This window comes from Fusibacter sp., assembly GCF_057447755.1.
In genome coordinates, this window is record NZ_JBVBZF010000001.1 from 239,289 (window position 1) to 254,092 (window position 14,804).

A 14,804-nucleotide genomic window follows, 5' to 3' on the forward strand; every position below is an offset into this window, starting at 1 on the left:
ATCGAAAGTAGAGCGAGAAATCGCTGTACTTCGCCGCAAGGCCGAAGATCGTGGGAGTTATTCTGAAGAGCAGATTAACGAAGCGATGGAAAGTGAGCGTGAAAATCGTGCATGGCCTATCCCCAATGCTGTACGACCATCATTAATTGTGTTAGCAATTGTGATGTTTGGTTTGGGATTATTCAATAGTATTTTCTTTTATGCTGAACCTGGATTTGTTTATCATGTTCGAACCATTGCTGGTGAAGAACGAGTGGTAGATGATCTTGGTTATAGTTACTACTTATTTGGTAGAGTTAATGCATGGAAGAAAGCTATGACTGTTCAAGCAGATGATACTGGTAGTGCAGTAGCAAATGTTCAAGCTGAAAACGAAGCTGGAGCAAATACGTCAGCATCTTTAGCACCACTAACTGTTGTGATGTTAGATCAGGTTGATTCAAAAATTTCAGCAACCACACGTTTTCGTATTCCAACTGATCGTGAAACTTTCTTAAAGTTAGCACATGAATATCGCACACCTGAAAACTTATTACGTACTGCTTTGATTCCTGCATTTAAAGAAACTGTTCAAGCAACTGGTTCATTAATGGCTGCAGAGGAATACTACAGTGGTCGTCGTACTGAGTTTAATGCTGAGTTTGAAAACCAAATGCAAAATGGTATCTTCTTGGTTGAGCGTCGTCAAGTTGTTGTTCAAGATGAAACTGCTCAAGCAACAGGTTCGGCTGCTGCTGATCTTGGTAAAAATCAAAAAGATTTTGGTGACCATGCAAAAGTACGTTGGGTTGTTGAAAAACGTATGAAAGAAGATGGTGTTACTTTTGAACGTAAAGTTCAGAACTTCATTGATTATGGAATAACAGTTATTGAAGCTCGTGTAACTGACTTAAAGCCAAACCAAAAGTTTGTTGAACGTATGACGTTGAAACAACAGGCTGCTGCTGATCGTGCAATTGCACAGGAAAAACGGACTCAGGAAGAAGAACAACGTTTATTAGCAATCGCTAAAGGTGATCGTGAAGTTGCAGAAGAACAAGCAACTGCTAAGAAAGCTCAGATCAAACAAACAACTGAAGCTGAAACGGAAAAACGTTTGACATTAATCGGTGCTAACAAACAATTGGAACAAGCACGTATTGATAAACAAACTGCTGAAGTACAGCTAGATCGTGATAAGATTAAGGCACAATCAGTAAAAGTTCTTGCAGATGCTCAAGCTTATGAAAAGAAAGCTCTGTTAAACGCTGACAATGCATTGCAAATCAAAATTGATGCAATTGTTCAGATGAACAAGGATGCAATGGATGCAATGGCAAAACGTAATGTACCTGGAACTGTAATCTACAGTGGCAGTACTGGAACGTTAGGTAGTGACAGTGATATTAACAATATTGCAACTACTCAATTGTTGAAAAATTTGAAAGCTCTAGATTTAGATCTAAGTGTCAAAAAATAATCACAAATTGCCGATTTGTTGATGACGAGAGCCCATCCCAAGAAATTGGGGTGGGTTTTTCTTTTCTCCATAAATAACAATGATTAATCATAAATTGCAATTTTTGGGAGATAAAACAATGGCGAACAAAGCTAAACTTATGAAAATGTTAGAATCTTTGATGAACGATGATGGTTCATCAGCAGACCAAGCAATTCACGAGTATACAACTGAAAAGTTCCGTGAAATGTTAGGTGAGTCTTGTGGAATGTCACATGAAAATGAAGAAGACGACATGAAAGATGACAAAAAAGATGAAGGCAAGAAAGACGACAAAGGTAAAAAAGACAAGAAAGACGACAAAGTTTGTAAAGATTGTGGAAAAGACCCTTGCGTTTGCAAAGACAAAAAAGATAAGAAGAAAGACTAAGAATTTTCCTTCTTCATTAAATAAAAAAGGTGGCTTAGGCCACCTTTTTTATTGTATAATAATTACATGAAATGTCCTATCTGTCAACGTGAACTTATTACTGGTAATTCAATAGATGAACATCACTTAATTCCCAAAACATTTAAGGGAAAAGAGACTGTGACTCTACACAAGATTTGCCATCAGAAAATTCATCACACGTTCTCTGAACGAGAACTTTTGAGTTACTACCACACAATCGATCGTTTGTGTGGACACGATGAGATAAAGAAATTTGTTAAGTGGGTCTCAAAGAAAGACCCTGAATTTTATGATCGAAATAAAGATACCAAAGCTCGTAGGAGAAAAAGATGATTCGAGTAACGATTAGTGGTGATATACTTGGAACAATGTTTATAAAGGGTTCACAACTAGACAAATCAGAATGTGTTGATGGTATTCCTTCAACTGCAGAATTAGTCGATGTTACACTAAAATATGATGCAAACCTTGATCCTATAGTTGAATTCATTTATGATATCCACGATGGAATTATACAAATTCATGATAAGGCAATAACATGGCAACAGAAACCATAAAACAAGTAATTGTAATTCGAAAAGACCTCAAAATGCGTAAGGGTAAAATGGTAGCCCAAGGTGCACATGCATCTATGGCTGTATTTTTTGATCGTGCTGGTTTTAAACATCCCGAAAGTGAAGTTATGGTTGTTGAAGTAACTCCTGAAATGAAAGCTTGGGCTTTAGGATTATTCACAAAAATATGTGTTGGAGTTGATTCTGAGGAAGAATTGATCCAAATCTGGAAAGAAGCTCGAAACATGGATATTCCTTGCTCACTCATTAAAGATGCAGGATTAACAGAATTTGGTGGTGTTCCAACTTATACTGCTGTTGCAATTGGACCCGATGAAGCTGATTTAATAGACACAATTACTGGACATTTAAAGTTATTATAAATATGAACATGAAAATATATGCAAAAGGAGGATGTGGTTATGCTTAGTTAAATTAATTAAGGAGGTACCACATGTACTATCAACAAGAAGACGGTTTTTACGTCTATCGATATGATTATGTTTACGAAGAAGTTTTCAGTGAGCATTGTCAACAATGGTTTGAAAAATTGCACAAACGTTTAACTTGGGAACATTTTAAAACCCTACCTGAGTTATTCCGATCCTATAACGAATACGCATTCGAACATCGTTTCAGCCACAATATAGAACATACTTTTTGTATGTTCTCTCCATACAAACGTCGTGGTTGGTTGCCTTGTCGTAACAAAAACTGCAACATTCACTCAGATGGTAATATACCTTGTTATGTGGTCTATGATCACAATGGTTATCTTTACACTCCTTCGAAATTAATTGAATTATATCGAGAGTGGCGAGATGAAGTCTATAAATATCGCAAAAGATGGTATGTTCATCATGCTGGTTACAAGAAAGGTTGCTGGGGTGGTTACCACTATATGCGCACGTTTCAGGAACGTAAGTGGGCAAATGCTTGGGATGATGAAGAATACCCTGTTAAAGTTCGAGCTAGAAGAAATGCTGCTAACTTACCAACCGTTTGGGATGATTATCGAACTCATGCCGAAAAGAGTTGGAAATGGCAAAGTAAAAGAAGACATCAATGGAAACCAAAAAACTAACCGTAAATGATTATAAAAAATTGGAAATGAAGTTGAAGGTAGCTTTAAAAGAAAACCTTCGACTTCAAAAACAGTTGGTGCTTCAGGGTAAAGAACTCAAAATGAAGAAAAATAAACTGTATTCAGCAGAACGCAACTTGGATATGGCTCGTTATGAGAATATGCAATTAAAAGAAGATTTACAAATTGCTGAACAGGCTTTAGAAAAAATATTTGGAGACTAAGATGCCGATTGGATTCTTACTAAAATACTGGAAATATGGAGTGTTAATTCTCTTTTTGTTAGGTATATACATGTACTGGCTTAGTTTAACACACAAAATTGAGGATTTAGAACAACAAAAAATTGTTTTACTGCAAAATGAAGCAACATACAAAGCAAATGAACAACGTTTTCGGGAAAGTATTCAGGCTCAAAATAATACGATTATTAGAATGGAGCAACAACAACGAGAAGATCAAGAACGTATTCTAAATCTTTCGATGGAAGCTAATGAGGCTCGCAAAGAAGCCGAAGATACAAAGAAAAAGTTTAAAGAACATGATTTGGATCGTCTTACCCTAAGTAAGCCAAAATGGCTCGAAAAATTAGTTAACAAAGGAACTAAAAAAGTCTTTAAAGATCTGCATGATATAGCAGATCCAGAACAGATTGAGAAGGAGATTAAAGGTGAAAAATAAAAGCCCATCACTCAGCATGTATCTCTTACTATTCATCCTAGCAAGCACATTTGTGGGATGTACTGGAATGCAAATTAAACCTGCTGAACCTGTAAAGGTTGAGACAAGAACATCAACAATTCCTGTATTTCATCCACCATTACCAGATGCCCCAAATTTTGTTGATGTGAAATATGAAATTTGGACTCCTGATAGAATGAGAGAATATTTGAAGGATTTGGAAGCTGGTAAGGCTGTCCCAATGGCTTTATATGTACTAACAGCACAAGGGTATGAAAATGTTGCTGGTAACATCGCGGAAGTAAAGAGAGTTTTGAAACAATACAGAGCTGTAGTTATTTATTATCGCAAAAATGTTAACAACATGGCTGCCCCCGAAATGCCCAAAGAGAAGCCAAAAACAGATAAATAGTTTCATGAAACTGATTGATCTTATTGAAAATCCACTGACTGCATCTGTTGATGGTGATGTTATCATTCTGGAAGCTAAATTTATTAAGAAAGCACTAGCAACTGCTGCAAAACATCCAATTGCTACAGGTGTTGCTGCTTTGTGGGTTAATTCAGCACTTCAGCAATATCAGAAAAATAAACGATATACTACTCGATTCTTTGCAAAAACTGCTGAAGAACGTAAGTTATATCAGACTATTGTTGATGATCTTATGAGAACTGGACACTATAAACTTATCAAAACAAAATTTGTTGATGGTGGAAAGTTGTGGGAATTACGACACACAGGAGTATAACATGCGAAAAATTAAAGTTCGTGTACTAAATCCTAAAAGTCGTGAAAAGCAAAAAAGATTTAATGATTCGTTAACGATTGAAGTCAACGAGATTTATCTCAGCAAAGCAAGAGAAGAGTTTGTTGACTTAATGATTAGTGAGTTTGCTAGTTGCTGGTCTGTAAATAATGCAGGTTCAATTACGTTGCAGTTAACTGATGATCAAAAGAACAAGTTAGCAAAATGTTGGTCATTCTATGATGACTTAGAAACTTGCATTAATATTGCAAGTTTTGAGAGTGTTGAACCATATACAGGGACAGATATATTTAATGGTATGTTTGACCAAGAAATGCAAAGATTATTTTTACGTCGTGTACGTTACACGAGAGTTTACAAAGAAAGGTTTAAAGAATAATGAAACTTCACGAAATTAAAAATCTCGAACCTGTCGACACAATCGAAGAAGCTTCAGATCTTTCTGAATTAAAACCTGACGTCATTCAAGAATTACAAAAACGAATTAAAGAAGGTGCAAAAGACACTGAACAAAAATGGGCTAATGCTTTAGAATTAGTTCATAAAGCTTATCAAGTAGTGGGTGTTGAACGTCCTGTCCCTGCTATGACCTCTGCATGGACGCAATATGAAGAGATAATCACCTTTGCAGTTAAGGAACTTTCGAAATTTCGAGGGTTTGATGCTGATTGGAGATCTACTTCTGTCGAATATCCGAAAATTGATACTTGTGGCTGTTGATTAGGTGTTAAGCTTCCTATATACTTCAAGCACACTAGGAGAAATAGATGGCTGTTGATCACTTAGATACATATCATAATTGGTATAATGATTTTATGAAGTTAAATGAACGAGCGATTCGTCGTGCCTTAAAAGCTCGTGAACGTCATTTAATGAAAGATTTTACTACCCTTCTTAATAAAGATTATAGAAGTCTTATGTTCCTAGATCATCTTGATGATGGTATACGTAATTTTCCCGATGAAGCTAAATTTCAACTTGATCTAATTTTAAATACAAAAGAGGTTTATGCTTCGGATCTTGCATATTTGTTTTTAAATGCTCTTAGAGATCGTTACAATTTACCTAATACAGATTCAGTTACAAGAGTTGGAATTGAATTAAGACATTATGAAGGTAAACGGAATCAAATGTTAAAAGCAATTGGAACCTTTATCTTAAATAAAATTAACAATAATATGAGTGAGAAAATATAATGGCTTGGTGGGGTTGGGCACTAGGATCAACATTCTTTTGGGGATTATTTTATCTACTTATAGCTCGTCTCTCACCCGTACTCTCACCTGTTTCGCTTTACTGGCTACCCAACATTGTATTATTTGCAATGTTACCGTTTACTTATCAGCAAATAGCAGATGATTATGTTAAGTTATACCAAAGTACAATGGATATAAAAATCTTTGCTGGTATTGCTGCTGCCTTGAGTATCATTGCTTCGGTTATGTTTTATAAGGCACTTGGGCTACATGATAACTCCACTCATGTAGCATTGATACAAATTTCATACCCAGTGTTTACGGGATTGTGTGCATTTGTTTTATTTCAACAAAACACATTTACACCTGTTACTATATTGGGTGGACTACTAATTATGGCAGGAGTTGGACTTATCGTGTATAATGGCTAAAGTAACTTTAACATCACCAGCAAAAAATATCTACCTGTTAACAGGTGAAAGTCAATATAATGTTTCATCTACCTTTATGCGAATACAAGAATTCTATGAATCTCCTCTTGAAGAAATAAGAGGTCATTTTTTCACACTCGAACAATTTATGGACCGTTATGCAGAAGAATATGGTGACTTCTCATATACGTCTGATTGGGATGGATACAATGTTCCAGGACACGTTGTAAGACAATTTTTCGAATTGTTTAATGGGCACTTCTTGAAAAAAGAAATTAAATTAAAAAATCTCCTAAGTGAACCACTCCATTCCAAAGAACCTTTCTATATTATTGGCATTTATGATGAAGGAGAATTTGCACATGAAATGTCTCATGCTTTCTATTATCTATATCCTGAATATAAAGAAGCTTGTGACAAATTAACAAATTCCCTCCCTCCAAAAGTGTTAGCAACTCTAAAACAAACCATAAAAGATTGGGGGTACTATCATGAAGATGTTATGATGGATGAAATTCAAGCTTATATGGGTACTTCTTCTTTTTGGTGGTTATTCCGTACTTTCGGATTAAGTGTTATTCCATGGAGATATGTGCACAAATATCGTAAAATATACATTGAAACTTTTCGTAAGTACTCTCTCGCTCCACGTTGATTCCCCTATTCATTTACTGTAAAATATTTTCAAATATATTAAGTTGGAAATATTATGAATACATTAAACGAATATCAGAAAACTCTGTATAACGATTTGATGAATTTGGTAGAAACAAATGAAGCTTTCTACTTTACTGATCAGGAATTGGATGGTTCTACATATAGAATCTTCAATTATCGTTTAGCATCCTATATGGATTTTCAAGCTCCTAATGCTCGAGAATGTCGTGGAACTACGTTCCGAATTCGGGATGGTGAAGCAATTCGTTTAGTAGCTCTTCCAATGGAGAAGTTCTGGAACTTACACGAAAATCCTCATACAATTGATTTAGATCTTTCTCAAATCAATCAGGTGATGTTGAAGGCTGATGGTTCGTTAATTTCTACCTATATGCACAAAGGTCAGTTTCGGTTAAAGACAAAAGGTTCGTTATTTTCGGACCAAGCATTGAATGCTATGGAGTTCTTAAATCGACCTGAAAACTCTCGGTTAGAGTGGCAATTGAAGCAGTTAACTGAATATGGTTACTGTATCAACATGGAATGGTGTGCTCCTGATAATCGAATTGTGATTGGTTACTTAGAACCTAAGTTGACTATCCTTAACATTCGTGTTTTGGATACAGGTGAGTACGTTAAATTTCCTGATCGTATTTCAATCGATTATGATGCTTTGCATGAAAATTGGATTGAGATTACAGAATTGAATGCAACTGAAGAATTTGTGAAAAGTATTCCTGATATGCAAGGTGTGGAAGGTTATGTTATTCAAATTCCTGGTGACCATGCAAAGATCCGTACTGGAACTGATGCACACTGGAATGTTGATGGCATTCAACACGTTAAAGTGAAGACTGAATGGTACTTAGTACAACATCGTGCCAAAGATTCCATTAATTCTCCACGTCGCTTGTATGAAGCTGTGCTTGAACAAGCTACTGATGATTTACGTTCCTTATTTTATGATGATCCTTTAGTTATTAAAATGATTGAAGAGATGGAAATAAAAGTTGATAAGATGTATAATCATTTAGTTGCAACAGTAGAAAACTTCTACACAACAAACAAGGATTTGGAGCGTAAGGATTATGCAATTTTAGGTCAGAAAGAATTACCAAGAGTTGCATTCGGTCTTGCAATGTCCAAATATCTTGATCATGAAGTTGATTATGTTGATTTCATGCGACGTAATTGGAAGAAGTTTGGAATTAAAGATGAGGTAAAAGAAAGTGAGTAGTTGGGATTCTTTAACAAAAGAACAGTTGGAGAATCTTCCAACTAAACGTTTAATGAATGTGTACGACCTTGCTCGAAAACGGGCTTGGTACGTACCTACCTATTCTTGTGGTTCTCCATCATGCAACGATTATGCAGATGAAGAATATTTACAAGAAAAAGAACAACAAGAAGAATATCGTCTTCTTGTTAAATCAATCTTAGATACAAGAGAACATATTGAGGATAAAAAATGAGTACACAAGACGTGCCAGGACATGGTAGTGCAAAAAGTGATGTGTTAATGATGGGAGTTTGGGGAGAACATGAAGATGGTAGTCTCCTATTTGTAGAATCAACTGAAGGTGGTAGAGTCATCTATTCCATCTTTGATATGGCACAAAATCCTGTTGTGGAATATCGTGATGCTATGCCTGAAAAAGGCTTCAAAGAAACCTTTTCTTATGGTGATTCCAACTGTAAAGTTGATGCTGGTTGGCTATTTCACGACAAAACTCCATTCCCTTGGGATAAAGTAATGGCTGCTGGTGGTAAGGATGGTTTACGGTATGCATCTGTACAGGATCAACTTAATGCAGCCCAACGTGTTGCAGAATCTATGCAACTTCGTCAAAGAATCTTTGAACAAAGTAAGTGGTCACACTTAATCGAAACTGTTGGTGATAAAGGTAAAGTTATTGTCAATAAAATCCAACGTGCAATTAATGAATTGAGAAACTAAATGTCAAATCAGATTGATGATGAAGGTAGAGCAGAAGGAATTGTTCGAACAGATATGCATTGTCATGATTGTTCGAACACCTTTTATGCTTCAATTGACTTTGAGGTCGATGGAAACCACATTATAATTTGTCCTTATTGTGGACATCAGCATTGTCGTGTCATCGAAGATGGACAGGTGACAAGTGAAAGATGGGACAGTAAGTGGGGATCTGAGATAGATCCTACTGAACGTGTTTGGAGTCACCAATCACTAAAAATGGAAACGAATTCTGCTGCCAATTTTTTAAGAAAGAAATGGTTGAATAAATGAGTATAACAATTGCCAATTCTGCGTTTGTAACTTCTGGTACAGGACCTGCAATTTATGTTTCGGGAAATGGTCAGTATTATATAAACTCATCAACTACTTCAACGACTGCTAGTACCACTACATTCTCTGGATCAGGACTATCAGTTGTAGCATCATCCTTTGATGATGATGTTATTCGAGTACTTACAGGTAATCAAAAAGTACAACCAAACTCTACGTTAGAGTTTGATGATGGTACAATCATTGAAGTTGATGATATGGGGAACTTTAAGATAATCGACAAAGATGCAACGGTTATCTATCAAGGTTGTAAGATTAGAGAGTTCAATCCATTTATTAATGCTTCAGATCAATTAGAAGATTTCATTCGCGATCTTGGTAAGTTAGGTGTTAAGCAGAGTGAAGTACTAAATGTTCCAATTGATTTGTTTATTAATTGGTTAATATGTAAAGCAGCCGAACAAGATGGTGATATTGTTCCAACTGATGTTCCAAGACTTGAAACTACTGTTAAAAAACAGAAAAATCGTTGCAAGTGTTGTGGTCGATATATTCAGAAGAAACTTATCGAGAATGATATCTATTTTTGTAATCCGAAACATCACAAAAGTTTTCTAAAAAAGATGAACTTGTGATTCATAAACTAAAGGGTAACTATAAATGAAACCTTATTTTCATGCAAGATTAAGTGTAAAGAAATATGGTGGAGAGATAGAAGATTATCTTGACATTCATAACTTTATTGATTCTTCCAAAGCAACATTGGCAGATGTTCGTCATAGAGCTTTGTTACATAGTTCATTTGGGTGTTTTCTTGCTGAACAAGTTTTTGGAGTGTACATTACAAACAGTGCTGGTAAAGTAGTACAAGTTAGGGATATTGCTGAAGAGCATATTCAAGAAGATTTAGGATTCATACCATCAGTCGATAAGTGGCTGAGAAATATGAGAATCGAGCCGTGGATGAGTGGAATGAAAAAACGGCAAAAAGTGAAACGTTTGAAAATTGATTAGAGGTGAAATATGAGTTGGCAAGAAGAGTTAGAATCATTGCAAAAAGAATTGGATGATGCAAAATTATCCTATATGAATAAAGCAAAGAAAGTGTTTATGGAAAATCTATTTCCTCCTTTCTTTGAAGCCCACCCAGAAATTAAGGTAGTCTACTGGGTTCAGTATACTCCTTACTTTAATGATGGTGATCAATGTGTTTTTAATGTTGGTGAAGTTTGTTTAGCAGACGTTCTTCCTGAGGAAATGGAAGACTTCAACCTTTATGAATCATTTGTTGGTGGTAAAGAAACTTGGCGGGTTCCAAAACATTTGAAGGATGATTTCAATTCCATTTCAACATTCATTTCTAACAATGAAGAGTTGATGTTGGATCTTTTCGATGACCACGCACAAGTCATAGTTTACAATGAAACCCCAATTCGTATCGAGTCTGAAGAATACGAACATGACTAATAGTCATACCGTTCGTATTATTGGTGGACGTGGAAAGGTAGTTCAGGGAGAAGTTTGTATTCCTGATCGTGGTGATGTTGTTAATGAAAACAGCATCATCATTATTCCACATGGTGGTGCTGACTATCATGTGGCTGGACTAACCTGTAAAGGAATAATTACTGAAATTGGTAATCAACTTTGTCACTTAGCAATTGTAACAAGAGAGATGAAAAAACCTCTTGTTGCAATGCCTGGTGCAATAGTGGAACTAATGGATGTACAGAGAGTTATAATTGATTGTGAAGAAGGGAAAGTGTTGTGGAAGATATAATTGAAAATTATTTCAAATTACGTCAGGAAGTTTTTGAATATTTTGGATATAGAGAAGATTGGGTTGCAATTCCTCTAGAAGATACTCGTGAGTATTATTGGATAATTGATGAGGATGAAAGAGAGTTCATTCGTTATGCTGAAACGTTAGAACAACTTAAGGACGAGGAAGCTGGTCAGTATTATGAAGATGAAATTTATACACAACGTTTTCTACCGAAGTGGGTATATCGTGGTGAAAAATACACTTTAGTTTGTTCAAATCCTGGTGTGGATGGGAACAAATTTTTACGTGTTCTTGATAATGATAAAGAGGTTAAAGAAGATGAGTTGTGATAAGTGTGGTTCCAAACGTGTAGCACATTTATATGCCCACAGTAAAGATTGTTCTGATTTTGTTTGTGAGACTGATGGAATTATGTCAGAAAACACATATTTTCCCGACATTCCAAATATTTGTGATGGTGATGATGTTCAAATGAATATTTGTTTAGAGTGTGGAAAAGTACAGGGTAAATTTCCTGTTGTCATCGAGAAGCAGGAAGGGGTATTGTTAAGGGGTGAAATTGTTAATGCATGTAAACTTGGAATCATTGAAGCAGATCAAAATGGTGATGAGGAACGTGCTGACAAATTGGACGATATTGTTCGTGTCCTAACTGGGAATGGTCGATTAGCTGATTTTCCTAGTTTTGAGATTTGGGAAATTCCTGAAATGATTCCACACGAAGAATTGATTGCTGAAATTTTCAACTTTAGTTACTCAGATTATGATTAATTGGGACAAACCTAAAAAAGTAAGAACTACAGAGGAGCACAATAAAATGTACTCCTCTGATTCTGGAATACCTGGTACTTATGTACCAAACATGTCAGAGGAAGACTTATATTCATGGCGTGGAAAACTGGTTGGACAACGTACTGGTTTTCCTCATGTTGAATTACGAAAAGCATTTACCGCAGATGTCCTTATCTATGTTTCATTAGGTGAAGGATTTAAAATTTCCAAATATGAAGGACCCGACCAAACAAAAGGAATAAATGTTCGTATTTCATCTAACGCTGCCATTTCCTTAACATTCGAAGAATTACAAGAATTGAATCTTGTAATTGAAGAAGCAAAGGAGAAATTGAAAAATGAATTCCGAAGCGAAACCTAATTATTACTGGATTAAATTTCTATTCAGATGGATGTTGACATTCGCTGGAATTGTATTAGGAACAATGTTATTTGCTTGGTTGATTGGATGCGTCTATGGCTAAAAGTAGATACGTTACAAGAGTTCGTACTGAACGCTCCAGAATTCGTAGATACGAAAACAGGACAAGACTTTTCAACTCCAAAGTAGAACGTTTTATGGGTTGGTGGGGAATTGTAATGTTGGTCGGTATTCCTATGTTTTTAATATTTCAATGTGGACGAGCTGTTCAACAAGAACAAATTGTTGACAAGTGTGCGAAAACTCATTTAACATTATTATCAGATCAAAAAACCTATGTTGAATGTAACATAGATTATGCAAAGAGGAAACATTATGAAAAATTTCATTAAAAAAGCAAAAGGTTTTACATTAATTGAATTGATGATTGTGGTTGCATTTATCGGAATTTTAGTTGCAACTGTTGCACAAGCTTTAGGAAAGTAAAATGTCTCCAAGACCATTTCGACCAAGAATCCATCAAGTTGTATCCTTTATGATAAAGGCTCACGATGGACAAACTGATAAGAAAGGACTCCCTTATTGGTACCATCCTTATCGAGTTGGTCTTCGTTTACATCTTGCTTATCCTGATGATTTTTTTGATCCATTAATATTTGGAGCTCTTTTACATGATGTTGTAGAAGATACATCACTTGATCGTCAACAATTAATGAATGTTGGGTTTGATTCTTTAACATTAGATATTGTTGAGTTGGTTACAAAAGATCGTTCCATAACATATATGGATAATATTAAACGTATTATCAATGGAGCTAATACTCATAGTGAATTAGCAAGAGATTTTGCAGTTTTGGTAAAATTAGCTGATAATTATGATAATTCCTGTCCTTCTCGAATTAACCATTTAATGGAGGACGAACAAAATTTCTTAACAAAACGGTATAAGAAAGCACGCAAACTGCTTGAACCTGCAGCAGAAAAAATCTTAACTAAGTATGACCACATCGACCTTATTAAAGGTGATGTTCGTTTAAACAAAATGGACACTTACTTATTAACACCAACATGTCACATAAGTTAAAACTTAATCTTCGAATTATTTTTGTTTATTTACCCCTAATTGTTGCCTTTGGGTGCTTTGTTATGGGAAAATTAGCTTATCAATGGGTTAAATCCTTATTCAAACGGAGATAAACATGCAACTACTTTGGTTATTCTTAATTCCAATAATTATCGCAATCGTTGGACGAATGGTTTTCAATAAAACAATTACTTGGAAAGAAATGGGAGTACAAATACTCATTTGTTGTCTTCCAATTGGAATTGCTTATGGATTAGGATCTTACGCTCAGACGTATGATAGAGAAATATTAAATGGTGAAGTTCTTTCAAAAGAAAGAAATGAAGTATCATGTTCACATTCATATTCGTGCAATTGTGTAACTTCGTGTAGTGGAAGTGGAAACAATCGTTCATGTACAGAAATTTGTCAAACTTGTTATGATCACAGTTATGATGTTGATTGGGATGTTTTAACAAATGTTGGTACATTAAGTATTGACCGTTTGGATCGTCAAGGTCTTGACGAACCTCCTCGTTGGACATCTATACGACCTGGTGAACCTGTTGCTGTTGAACATGGTTATACAAATTATGTACAAGCAGTTCCAAGTTCTTTATTTAATGATAAAGATGTCACAACTGGTGACCAGTTTGCAAATTTAATTCCTACTTATCCTAGAGTTTATGATTATTATCATGTAAATCGTATACATGCAATGGGTGTATCAGTTCCTCACCAAGCAGAACTTAATCAGAAACTTGCTGAGATACTGAAACATCTAGGTCCTAAGAAACAAGCCAATATTCATGTTGTATTTGTAAACACATCTGATGCAACTTATAGGTATGCATTGGAGCGTGCATGGTTAGGTGGTAAGAAAAATGATATTGTTATAATGTTAGGAACTCCACACTATCCAGAAATTTTATGGGCTGATGTGATGACATGGGCTTTAAATTCAGGAAACGAGGTTTTCCATGCTTCGTTAAGAAATGCTTTAACTGATATGAAAACCGTTGATCAGGACAAATTAATTAGTACAATTGATTATTGGGTACCTAATAAGTTTGATAGATTTGCACATTCTAATCTTGAATATCTAAAAGATGAAATTAATCCTCCAACATGGGTGTACATTTTTTGTATCATCTTGGGAATATTTGGTGGTGTTGGTGCAATGATTTATATGCATAAGAATGATGTGTTCAACGAAGAATGGAGAAGGAGATATTAATGACTGTTCGAATCGAAATTACAAGTTGTACAGAATG

Annotated in this window: 29 protein-coding genes; all 29 read left to right on the plus strand. The window is 35.3% G+C overall.

Annotation, left to right across the window (positions count from 1 at the left end; genetic code table 11):
* The first annotated feature begins 148 nt into the window (after nt 1-148).
* On the plus strand, nt 149-1,459 hold the full coding sequence (locus tag AC220I_RS01810; RefSeq protein WP_486722128.1) for an SPFH domain-containing protein: 1,311 nt from the start codon (nt 149-151) through the stop codon (nt 1,457-1,459).
* Between the two features lie 79 nt (nt 1,460-1,538).
* Nucleotides 1,539-1,868: a hypothetical protein gene (locus AC220I_RS01815; protein ID WP_486722129.1), complete on the plus strand. Its 330-nt coding sequence runs from the start codon at nt 1,539-1,541 to the stop codon at nt 1,866-1,868.
* Between the two features lie 350 nt (nt 1,869-2,218).
* Nucleotides 2,219-2,446, plus strand: coding sequence for a hypothetical protein (locus AC220I_RS01820; RefSeq protein ID WP_486722130.1), 228 nt, complete (start codon nt 2,219-2,221; stop codon nt 2,444-2,446).
* Complete coding sequence (pth2, locus tag AC220I_RS01825) at nt 2,428-2,826, plus strand: aminoacyl-tRNA hydrolase (protein WP_486722131.1); 399 nt, start codon at nt 2,428-2,430, stop codon at nt 2,824-2,826. Before AC220I_RS01820 ends, pth2 begins: the two co-directional genes overlap by 19 nt.
* Before the next feature lie 71 nt (nt 2,827-2,897).
* Nucleotides 2,898-3,527, plus strand: a complete 630-nt coding sequence (locus AC220I_RS01830; protein WP_486722132.1) for a hypothetical protein — start codon at nt 2,898-2,900, stop codon at nt 3,525-3,527.
* On the plus strand, nt 3,509-3,751 hold the full coding sequence (locus AC220I_RS01835) for a hypothetical protein (RefSeq protein ID WP_486722133.1): 243 nt from the start codon (nt 3,509-3,511) through the stop codon (nt 3,749-3,751). Before AC220I_RS01830 ends, AC220I_RS01835 begins: the two co-directional genes overlap by 19 nt.
* A gap of 1 nt (nt 3,752) precedes the next feature.
* Nucleotides 3,753-4,208, plus strand: coding sequence for a hypothetical protein (locus tag AC220I_RS01840; protein ID WP_486722134.1), 456 nt, complete (start codon nt 3,753-3,755; stop codon nt 4,206-4,208).
* A complete protein-coding gene (locus tag AC220I_RS01845; RefSeq protein ID WP_486722135.1) occupies nt 4,198-4,620 on the plus strand; it encodes a hypothetical protein in 423 nt (140 codons plus the stop codon). The genes AC220I_RS01840 and AC220I_RS01845 overlap by 11 nt, the downstream gene beginning before the upstream one ends.
* Before the next feature lie 4 nt (nt 4,621-4,624).
* Entirely contained in the window at nt 4,625-4,957 is a 333-nt protein-coding gene (locus AC220I_RS01850) for a hypothetical protein (protein ID WP_486722136.1), read from the plus strand.
* Between the two features lies 1 nt (nt 4,958).
* Nucleotides 4,959-5,354: a hypothetical protein gene (locus AC220I_RS01855; RefSeq protein WP_486722137.1), complete on the plus strand. Its 396-nt coding sequence runs from the start codon at nt 4,959-4,961 to the stop codon at nt 5,352-5,354.
* Entirely contained in the window at nt 5,354-5,695 is a 342-nt protein-coding gene (locus AC220I_RS01860) for a hypothetical protein (protein WP_486722138.1), read from the plus strand. Before AC220I_RS01855 ends, AC220I_RS01860 begins: the two co-directional genes overlap by 1 nt.
* 47 nt (nt 5,696-5,742) lie before the next feature.
* On the plus strand, nt 5,743-6,171 hold the full coding sequence (locus tag AC220I_RS01865) for a hypothetical protein (protein WP_486722139.1): 429 nt from the start codon (nt 5,743-5,745) through the stop codon (nt 6,169-6,171).
* Nucleotides 6,171-6,602, plus strand: a complete 432-nt coding sequence (locus tag AC220I_RS01870; RefSeq protein ID WP_486722140.1) for an EamA family transporter — start codon at nt 6,171-6,173, stop codon at nt 6,600-6,602. The genes AC220I_RS01865 and AC220I_RS01870 overlap by 1 nt, the downstream gene beginning before the upstream one ends.
* The gene (locus AC220I_RS01875) at nt 6,595-7,257 is read left to right on the plus strand and encodes a hypothetical protein (protein WP_486722141.1); all 663 of its coding nucleotides are present in this window, start codon (nt 6,595-6,597) and stop codon (nt 7,255-7,257) included. The genes AC220I_RS01870 and AC220I_RS01875 overlap by 8 nt, the downstream gene beginning before the upstream one ends.
* A gap of 54 nt (nt 7,258-7,311) precedes the next feature.
* On the plus strand, nt 7,312-8,496 hold the full coding sequence (locus tag AC220I_RS01880; protein ID WP_486722142.1) for a T4 RnlA family RNA ligase: 1,185 nt from the start codon (nt 7,312-7,314) through the stop codon (nt 8,494-8,496).
* On the plus strand, nt 8,489-8,731 hold the full coding sequence (locus AC220I_RS01885) for a hypothetical protein (protein ID WP_486722143.1): 243 nt from the start codon (nt 8,489-8,491) through the stop codon (nt 8,729-8,731). The genes AC220I_RS01880 and AC220I_RS01885 overlap by 8 nt, the downstream gene beginning before the upstream one ends.
* The gene (locus AC220I_RS01890) at nt 8,728-9,216 is read left to right on the plus strand and encodes a hypothetical protein (protein ID WP_486722144.1); all 489 of its coding nucleotides are present in this window, start codon (nt 8,728-8,730) and stop codon (nt 9,214-9,216) included. Before AC220I_RS01885 ends, AC220I_RS01890 begins: the two co-directional genes overlap by 4 nt.
* Entirely contained in the window at nt 9,217-9,528 is a 312-nt protein-coding gene (locus tag AC220I_RS01895) for a hypothetical protein (protein WP_486722145.1), read from the plus strand.
* Entirely contained in the window at nt 9,525-10,163 is a 639-nt protein-coding gene (locus AC220I_RS01900; RefSeq protein ID WP_486722146.1) for a hypothetical protein, read from the plus strand. Before AC220I_RS01895 ends, AC220I_RS01900 begins: the two co-directional genes overlap by 4 nt.
* A gap of 25 nt (nt 10,164-10,188) precedes the next feature.
* Nucleotides 10,189-10,542, plus strand: coding sequence for a DUF6915 family protein (locus AC220I_RS01905; protein WP_486722147.1), 354 nt, complete (start codon nt 10,189-10,191; stop codon nt 10,540-10,542).
* 9 nt (nt 10,543-10,551) lie between these two features.
* Entirely contained in the window at nt 10,552-10,995 is a 444-nt protein-coding gene (locus AC220I_RS01910; RefSeq protein WP_486722148.1) for a hypothetical protein, read from the plus strand.
* On the plus strand, nt 10,988-11,308 hold the full coding sequence (locus AC220I_RS01915; RefSeq protein WP_486722149.1) for a PEP-utilizing enzyme: 321 nt from the start codon (nt 10,988-10,990) through the stop codon (nt 11,306-11,308). The genes AC220I_RS01910 and AC220I_RS01915 overlap by 8 nt, the downstream gene beginning before the upstream one ends.
* Nucleotides 11,296-11,643 (plus strand): hypothetical protein, encoded by a 348-nt coding sequence (locus tag AC220I_RS01920; RefSeq protein ID WP_486722150.1) that lies wholly within the window; start codon nt 11,296-11,298, stop codon nt 11,641-11,643. Before AC220I_RS01915 ends, AC220I_RS01920 begins: the two co-directional genes overlap by 13 nt.
* Nucleotides 11,633-12,085 carry a hypothetical protein gene (locus tag AC220I_RS01925; protein ID WP_486722151.1) on the plus strand — a complete coding sequence of 151 codons (453 nt, stop codon included), beginning with the start codon at nt 11,633-11,635 and terminating at the stop codon, nt 12,083-12,085. The genes AC220I_RS01920 and AC220I_RS01925 overlap by 11 nt, the downstream gene beginning before the upstream one ends.
* Nucleotides 12,078-12,467: a hypothetical protein gene (locus AC220I_RS01930; RefSeq protein WP_486722152.1), complete on the plus strand. Its 390-nt coding sequence runs from the start codon at nt 12,078-12,080 to the stop codon at nt 12,465-12,467. Before AC220I_RS01925 ends, AC220I_RS01930 begins: the two co-directional genes overlap by 8 nt.
* A gap of 95 nt (nt 12,468-12,562) precedes the next feature.
* A complete protein-coding gene (locus AC220I_RS01935; protein ID WP_486722153.1) occupies nt 12,563-12,859 on the plus strand; it encodes a small multi-drug export protein in 297 nt (98 codons plus the stop codon).
* On the plus strand, nt 12,843-12,953 hold the full coding sequence (locus tag AC220I_RS01940) for a type IV pilin protein (RefSeq protein ID WP_486722154.1): 111 nt from the start codon (nt 12,843-12,845) through the stop codon (nt 12,951-12,953). Before AC220I_RS01935 ends, AC220I_RS01940 begins: the two co-directional genes overlap by 17 nt.
* Before the next feature lies 1 nt (nt 12,954).
* Nucleotides 12,955-13,551, plus strand: coding sequence for an HD domain-containing protein (locus AC220I_RS01945; protein WP_486722155.1), 597 nt, complete (start codon nt 12,955-12,957; stop codon nt 13,549-13,551).
* A gap of 115 nt (nt 13,552-13,666) precedes the next feature.
* Nucleotides 13,667-14,767, plus strand: a complete 1,101-nt coding sequence (locus tag AC220I_RS01950) for a hypothetical protein (protein WP_486722156.1) — start codon at nt 13,667-13,669, stop codon at nt 14,765-14,767.
* Nucleotides 14,768-14,804 lie beyond the last annotated feature (37 nt).

Coding starts and splice junctions, on each gene's coding strand:
- AC220I_RS01850 (WP_486722136.1), top strand. CDS start 4,625: ATGAAACTGATTGATCTTATTGAAAATCCACTGACTGCATCTGTTGAT.
- AC220I_RS01930 (WP_486722152.1), top strand. CDS start 12,078: ATGATTAATTGGGACAAACCTAAAAAAGTAAGAACTACAGAGGAGCAC.
- AC220I_RS01950 (WP_486722156.1), top strand. CDS start 13,667: ATGCAACTACTTTGGTTATTCTTAATTCCAATAATTATCGCAATCGTT.
- AC220I_RS01880 (WP_486722142.1), top strand. CDS start 7,312: ATGAATACATTAAACGAATATCAGAAAACTCTGTATAACGATTTGATG.
- AC220I_RS01865 (WP_486722139.1), top strand. CDS start 5,743: ATGGCTGTTGATCACTTAGATACATATCATAATTGGTATAATGATTTT.
- AC220I_RS01895 (WP_486722145.1), top strand. CDS start 9,217: ATGTCAAATCAGATTGATGATGAAGGTAGAGCAGAAGGAATTGTTCGA.
- AC220I_RS01900 (WP_486722146.1), top strand. CDS start 9,525: ATGAGTATAACAATTGCCAATTCTGCGTTTGTAACTTCTGGTACAGGA.
- AC220I_RS01925 (WP_486722151.1), top strand. CDS start 11,633: ATGAGTTGTGATAAGTGTGGTTCCAAACGTGTAGCACATTTATATGCC.
- pth2 (WP_486722131.1), top strand. CDS start 2,428: ATGGCAACAGAAACCATAAAACAAGTAATTGTAATTCGAAAAGACCTC.
- AC220I_RS01835 (WP_486722133.1), top strand. CDS start 3,509: ATGGAAACCAAAAAACTAACCGTAAATGATTATAAAAAATTGGAAATG.
- AC220I_RS01910 (WP_486722148.1), top strand. CDS start 10,552: ATGAGTTGGCAAGAAGAGTTAGAATCATTGCAAAAAGAATTGGATGAT.
- AC220I_RS01870 (WP_486722140.1), top strand. CDS start 6,171: ATGGCTTGGTGGGGTTGGGCACTAGGATCAACATTCTTTTGGGGATTA.
- AC220I_RS01860 (WP_486722138.1), top strand. CDS start 5,354: ATGAAACTTCACGAAATTAAAAATCTCGAACCTGTCGACACAATCGAA.
- AC220I_RS01815 (WP_486722129.1), top strand. CDS start 1,539: ATGATTAATCATAAATTGCAATTTTTGGGAGATAAAACAATGGCGAAC.
- AC220I_RS01935 (WP_486722153.1), top strand. CDS start 12,563: ATGGCTAAAAGTAGATACGTTACAAGAGTTCGTACTGAACGCTCCAGA.
- AC220I_RS01940 (WP_486722154.1), top strand. CDS start 12,843: ATGAAAAATTTCATTAAAAAAGCAAAAGGTTTTACATTAATTGAATTG.
- AC220I_RS01830 (WP_486722132.1), top strand. CDS start 2,898: ATGTACTATCAACAAGAAGACGGTTTTTACGTCTATCGATATGATTAT.
- AC220I_RS01890 (WP_486722144.1), top strand. CDS start 8,728: ATGAGTACACAAGACGTGCCAGGACATGGTAGTGCAAAAAGTGATGTG.
- AC220I_RS01915 (WP_486722149.1), top strand. CDS start 10,988: ATGACTAATAGTCATACCGTTCGTATTATTGGTGGACGTGGAAAGGTA.
- AC220I_RS01945 (WP_486722155.1), top strand. CDS start 12,955: ATGTCTCCAAGACCATTTCGACCAAGAATCCATCAAGTTGTATCCTTT.
- AC220I_RS01875 (WP_486722141.1), top strand. CDS start 6,595: ATGGCTAAAGTAACTTTAACATCACCAGCAAAAAATATCTACCTGTTA.
- AC220I_RS01855 (WP_486722137.1), top strand. CDS start 4,959: ATGCGAAAAATTAAAGTTCGTGTACTAAATCCTAAAAGTCGTGAAAAG.
- AC220I_RS01840 (WP_486722134.1), top strand. CDS start 3,753: ATGCCGATTGGATTCTTACTAAAATACTGGAAATATGGAGTGTTAATT.
- AC220I_RS01905 (WP_486722147.1), top strand. CDS start 10,189: ATGAAACCTTATTTTCATGCAAGATTAAGTGTAAAGAAATATGGTGGA.
- AC220I_RS01820 (WP_486722130.1), top strand. CDS start 2,219: ATGATTCGAGTAACGATTAGTGGTGATATACTTGGAACAATGTTTATA.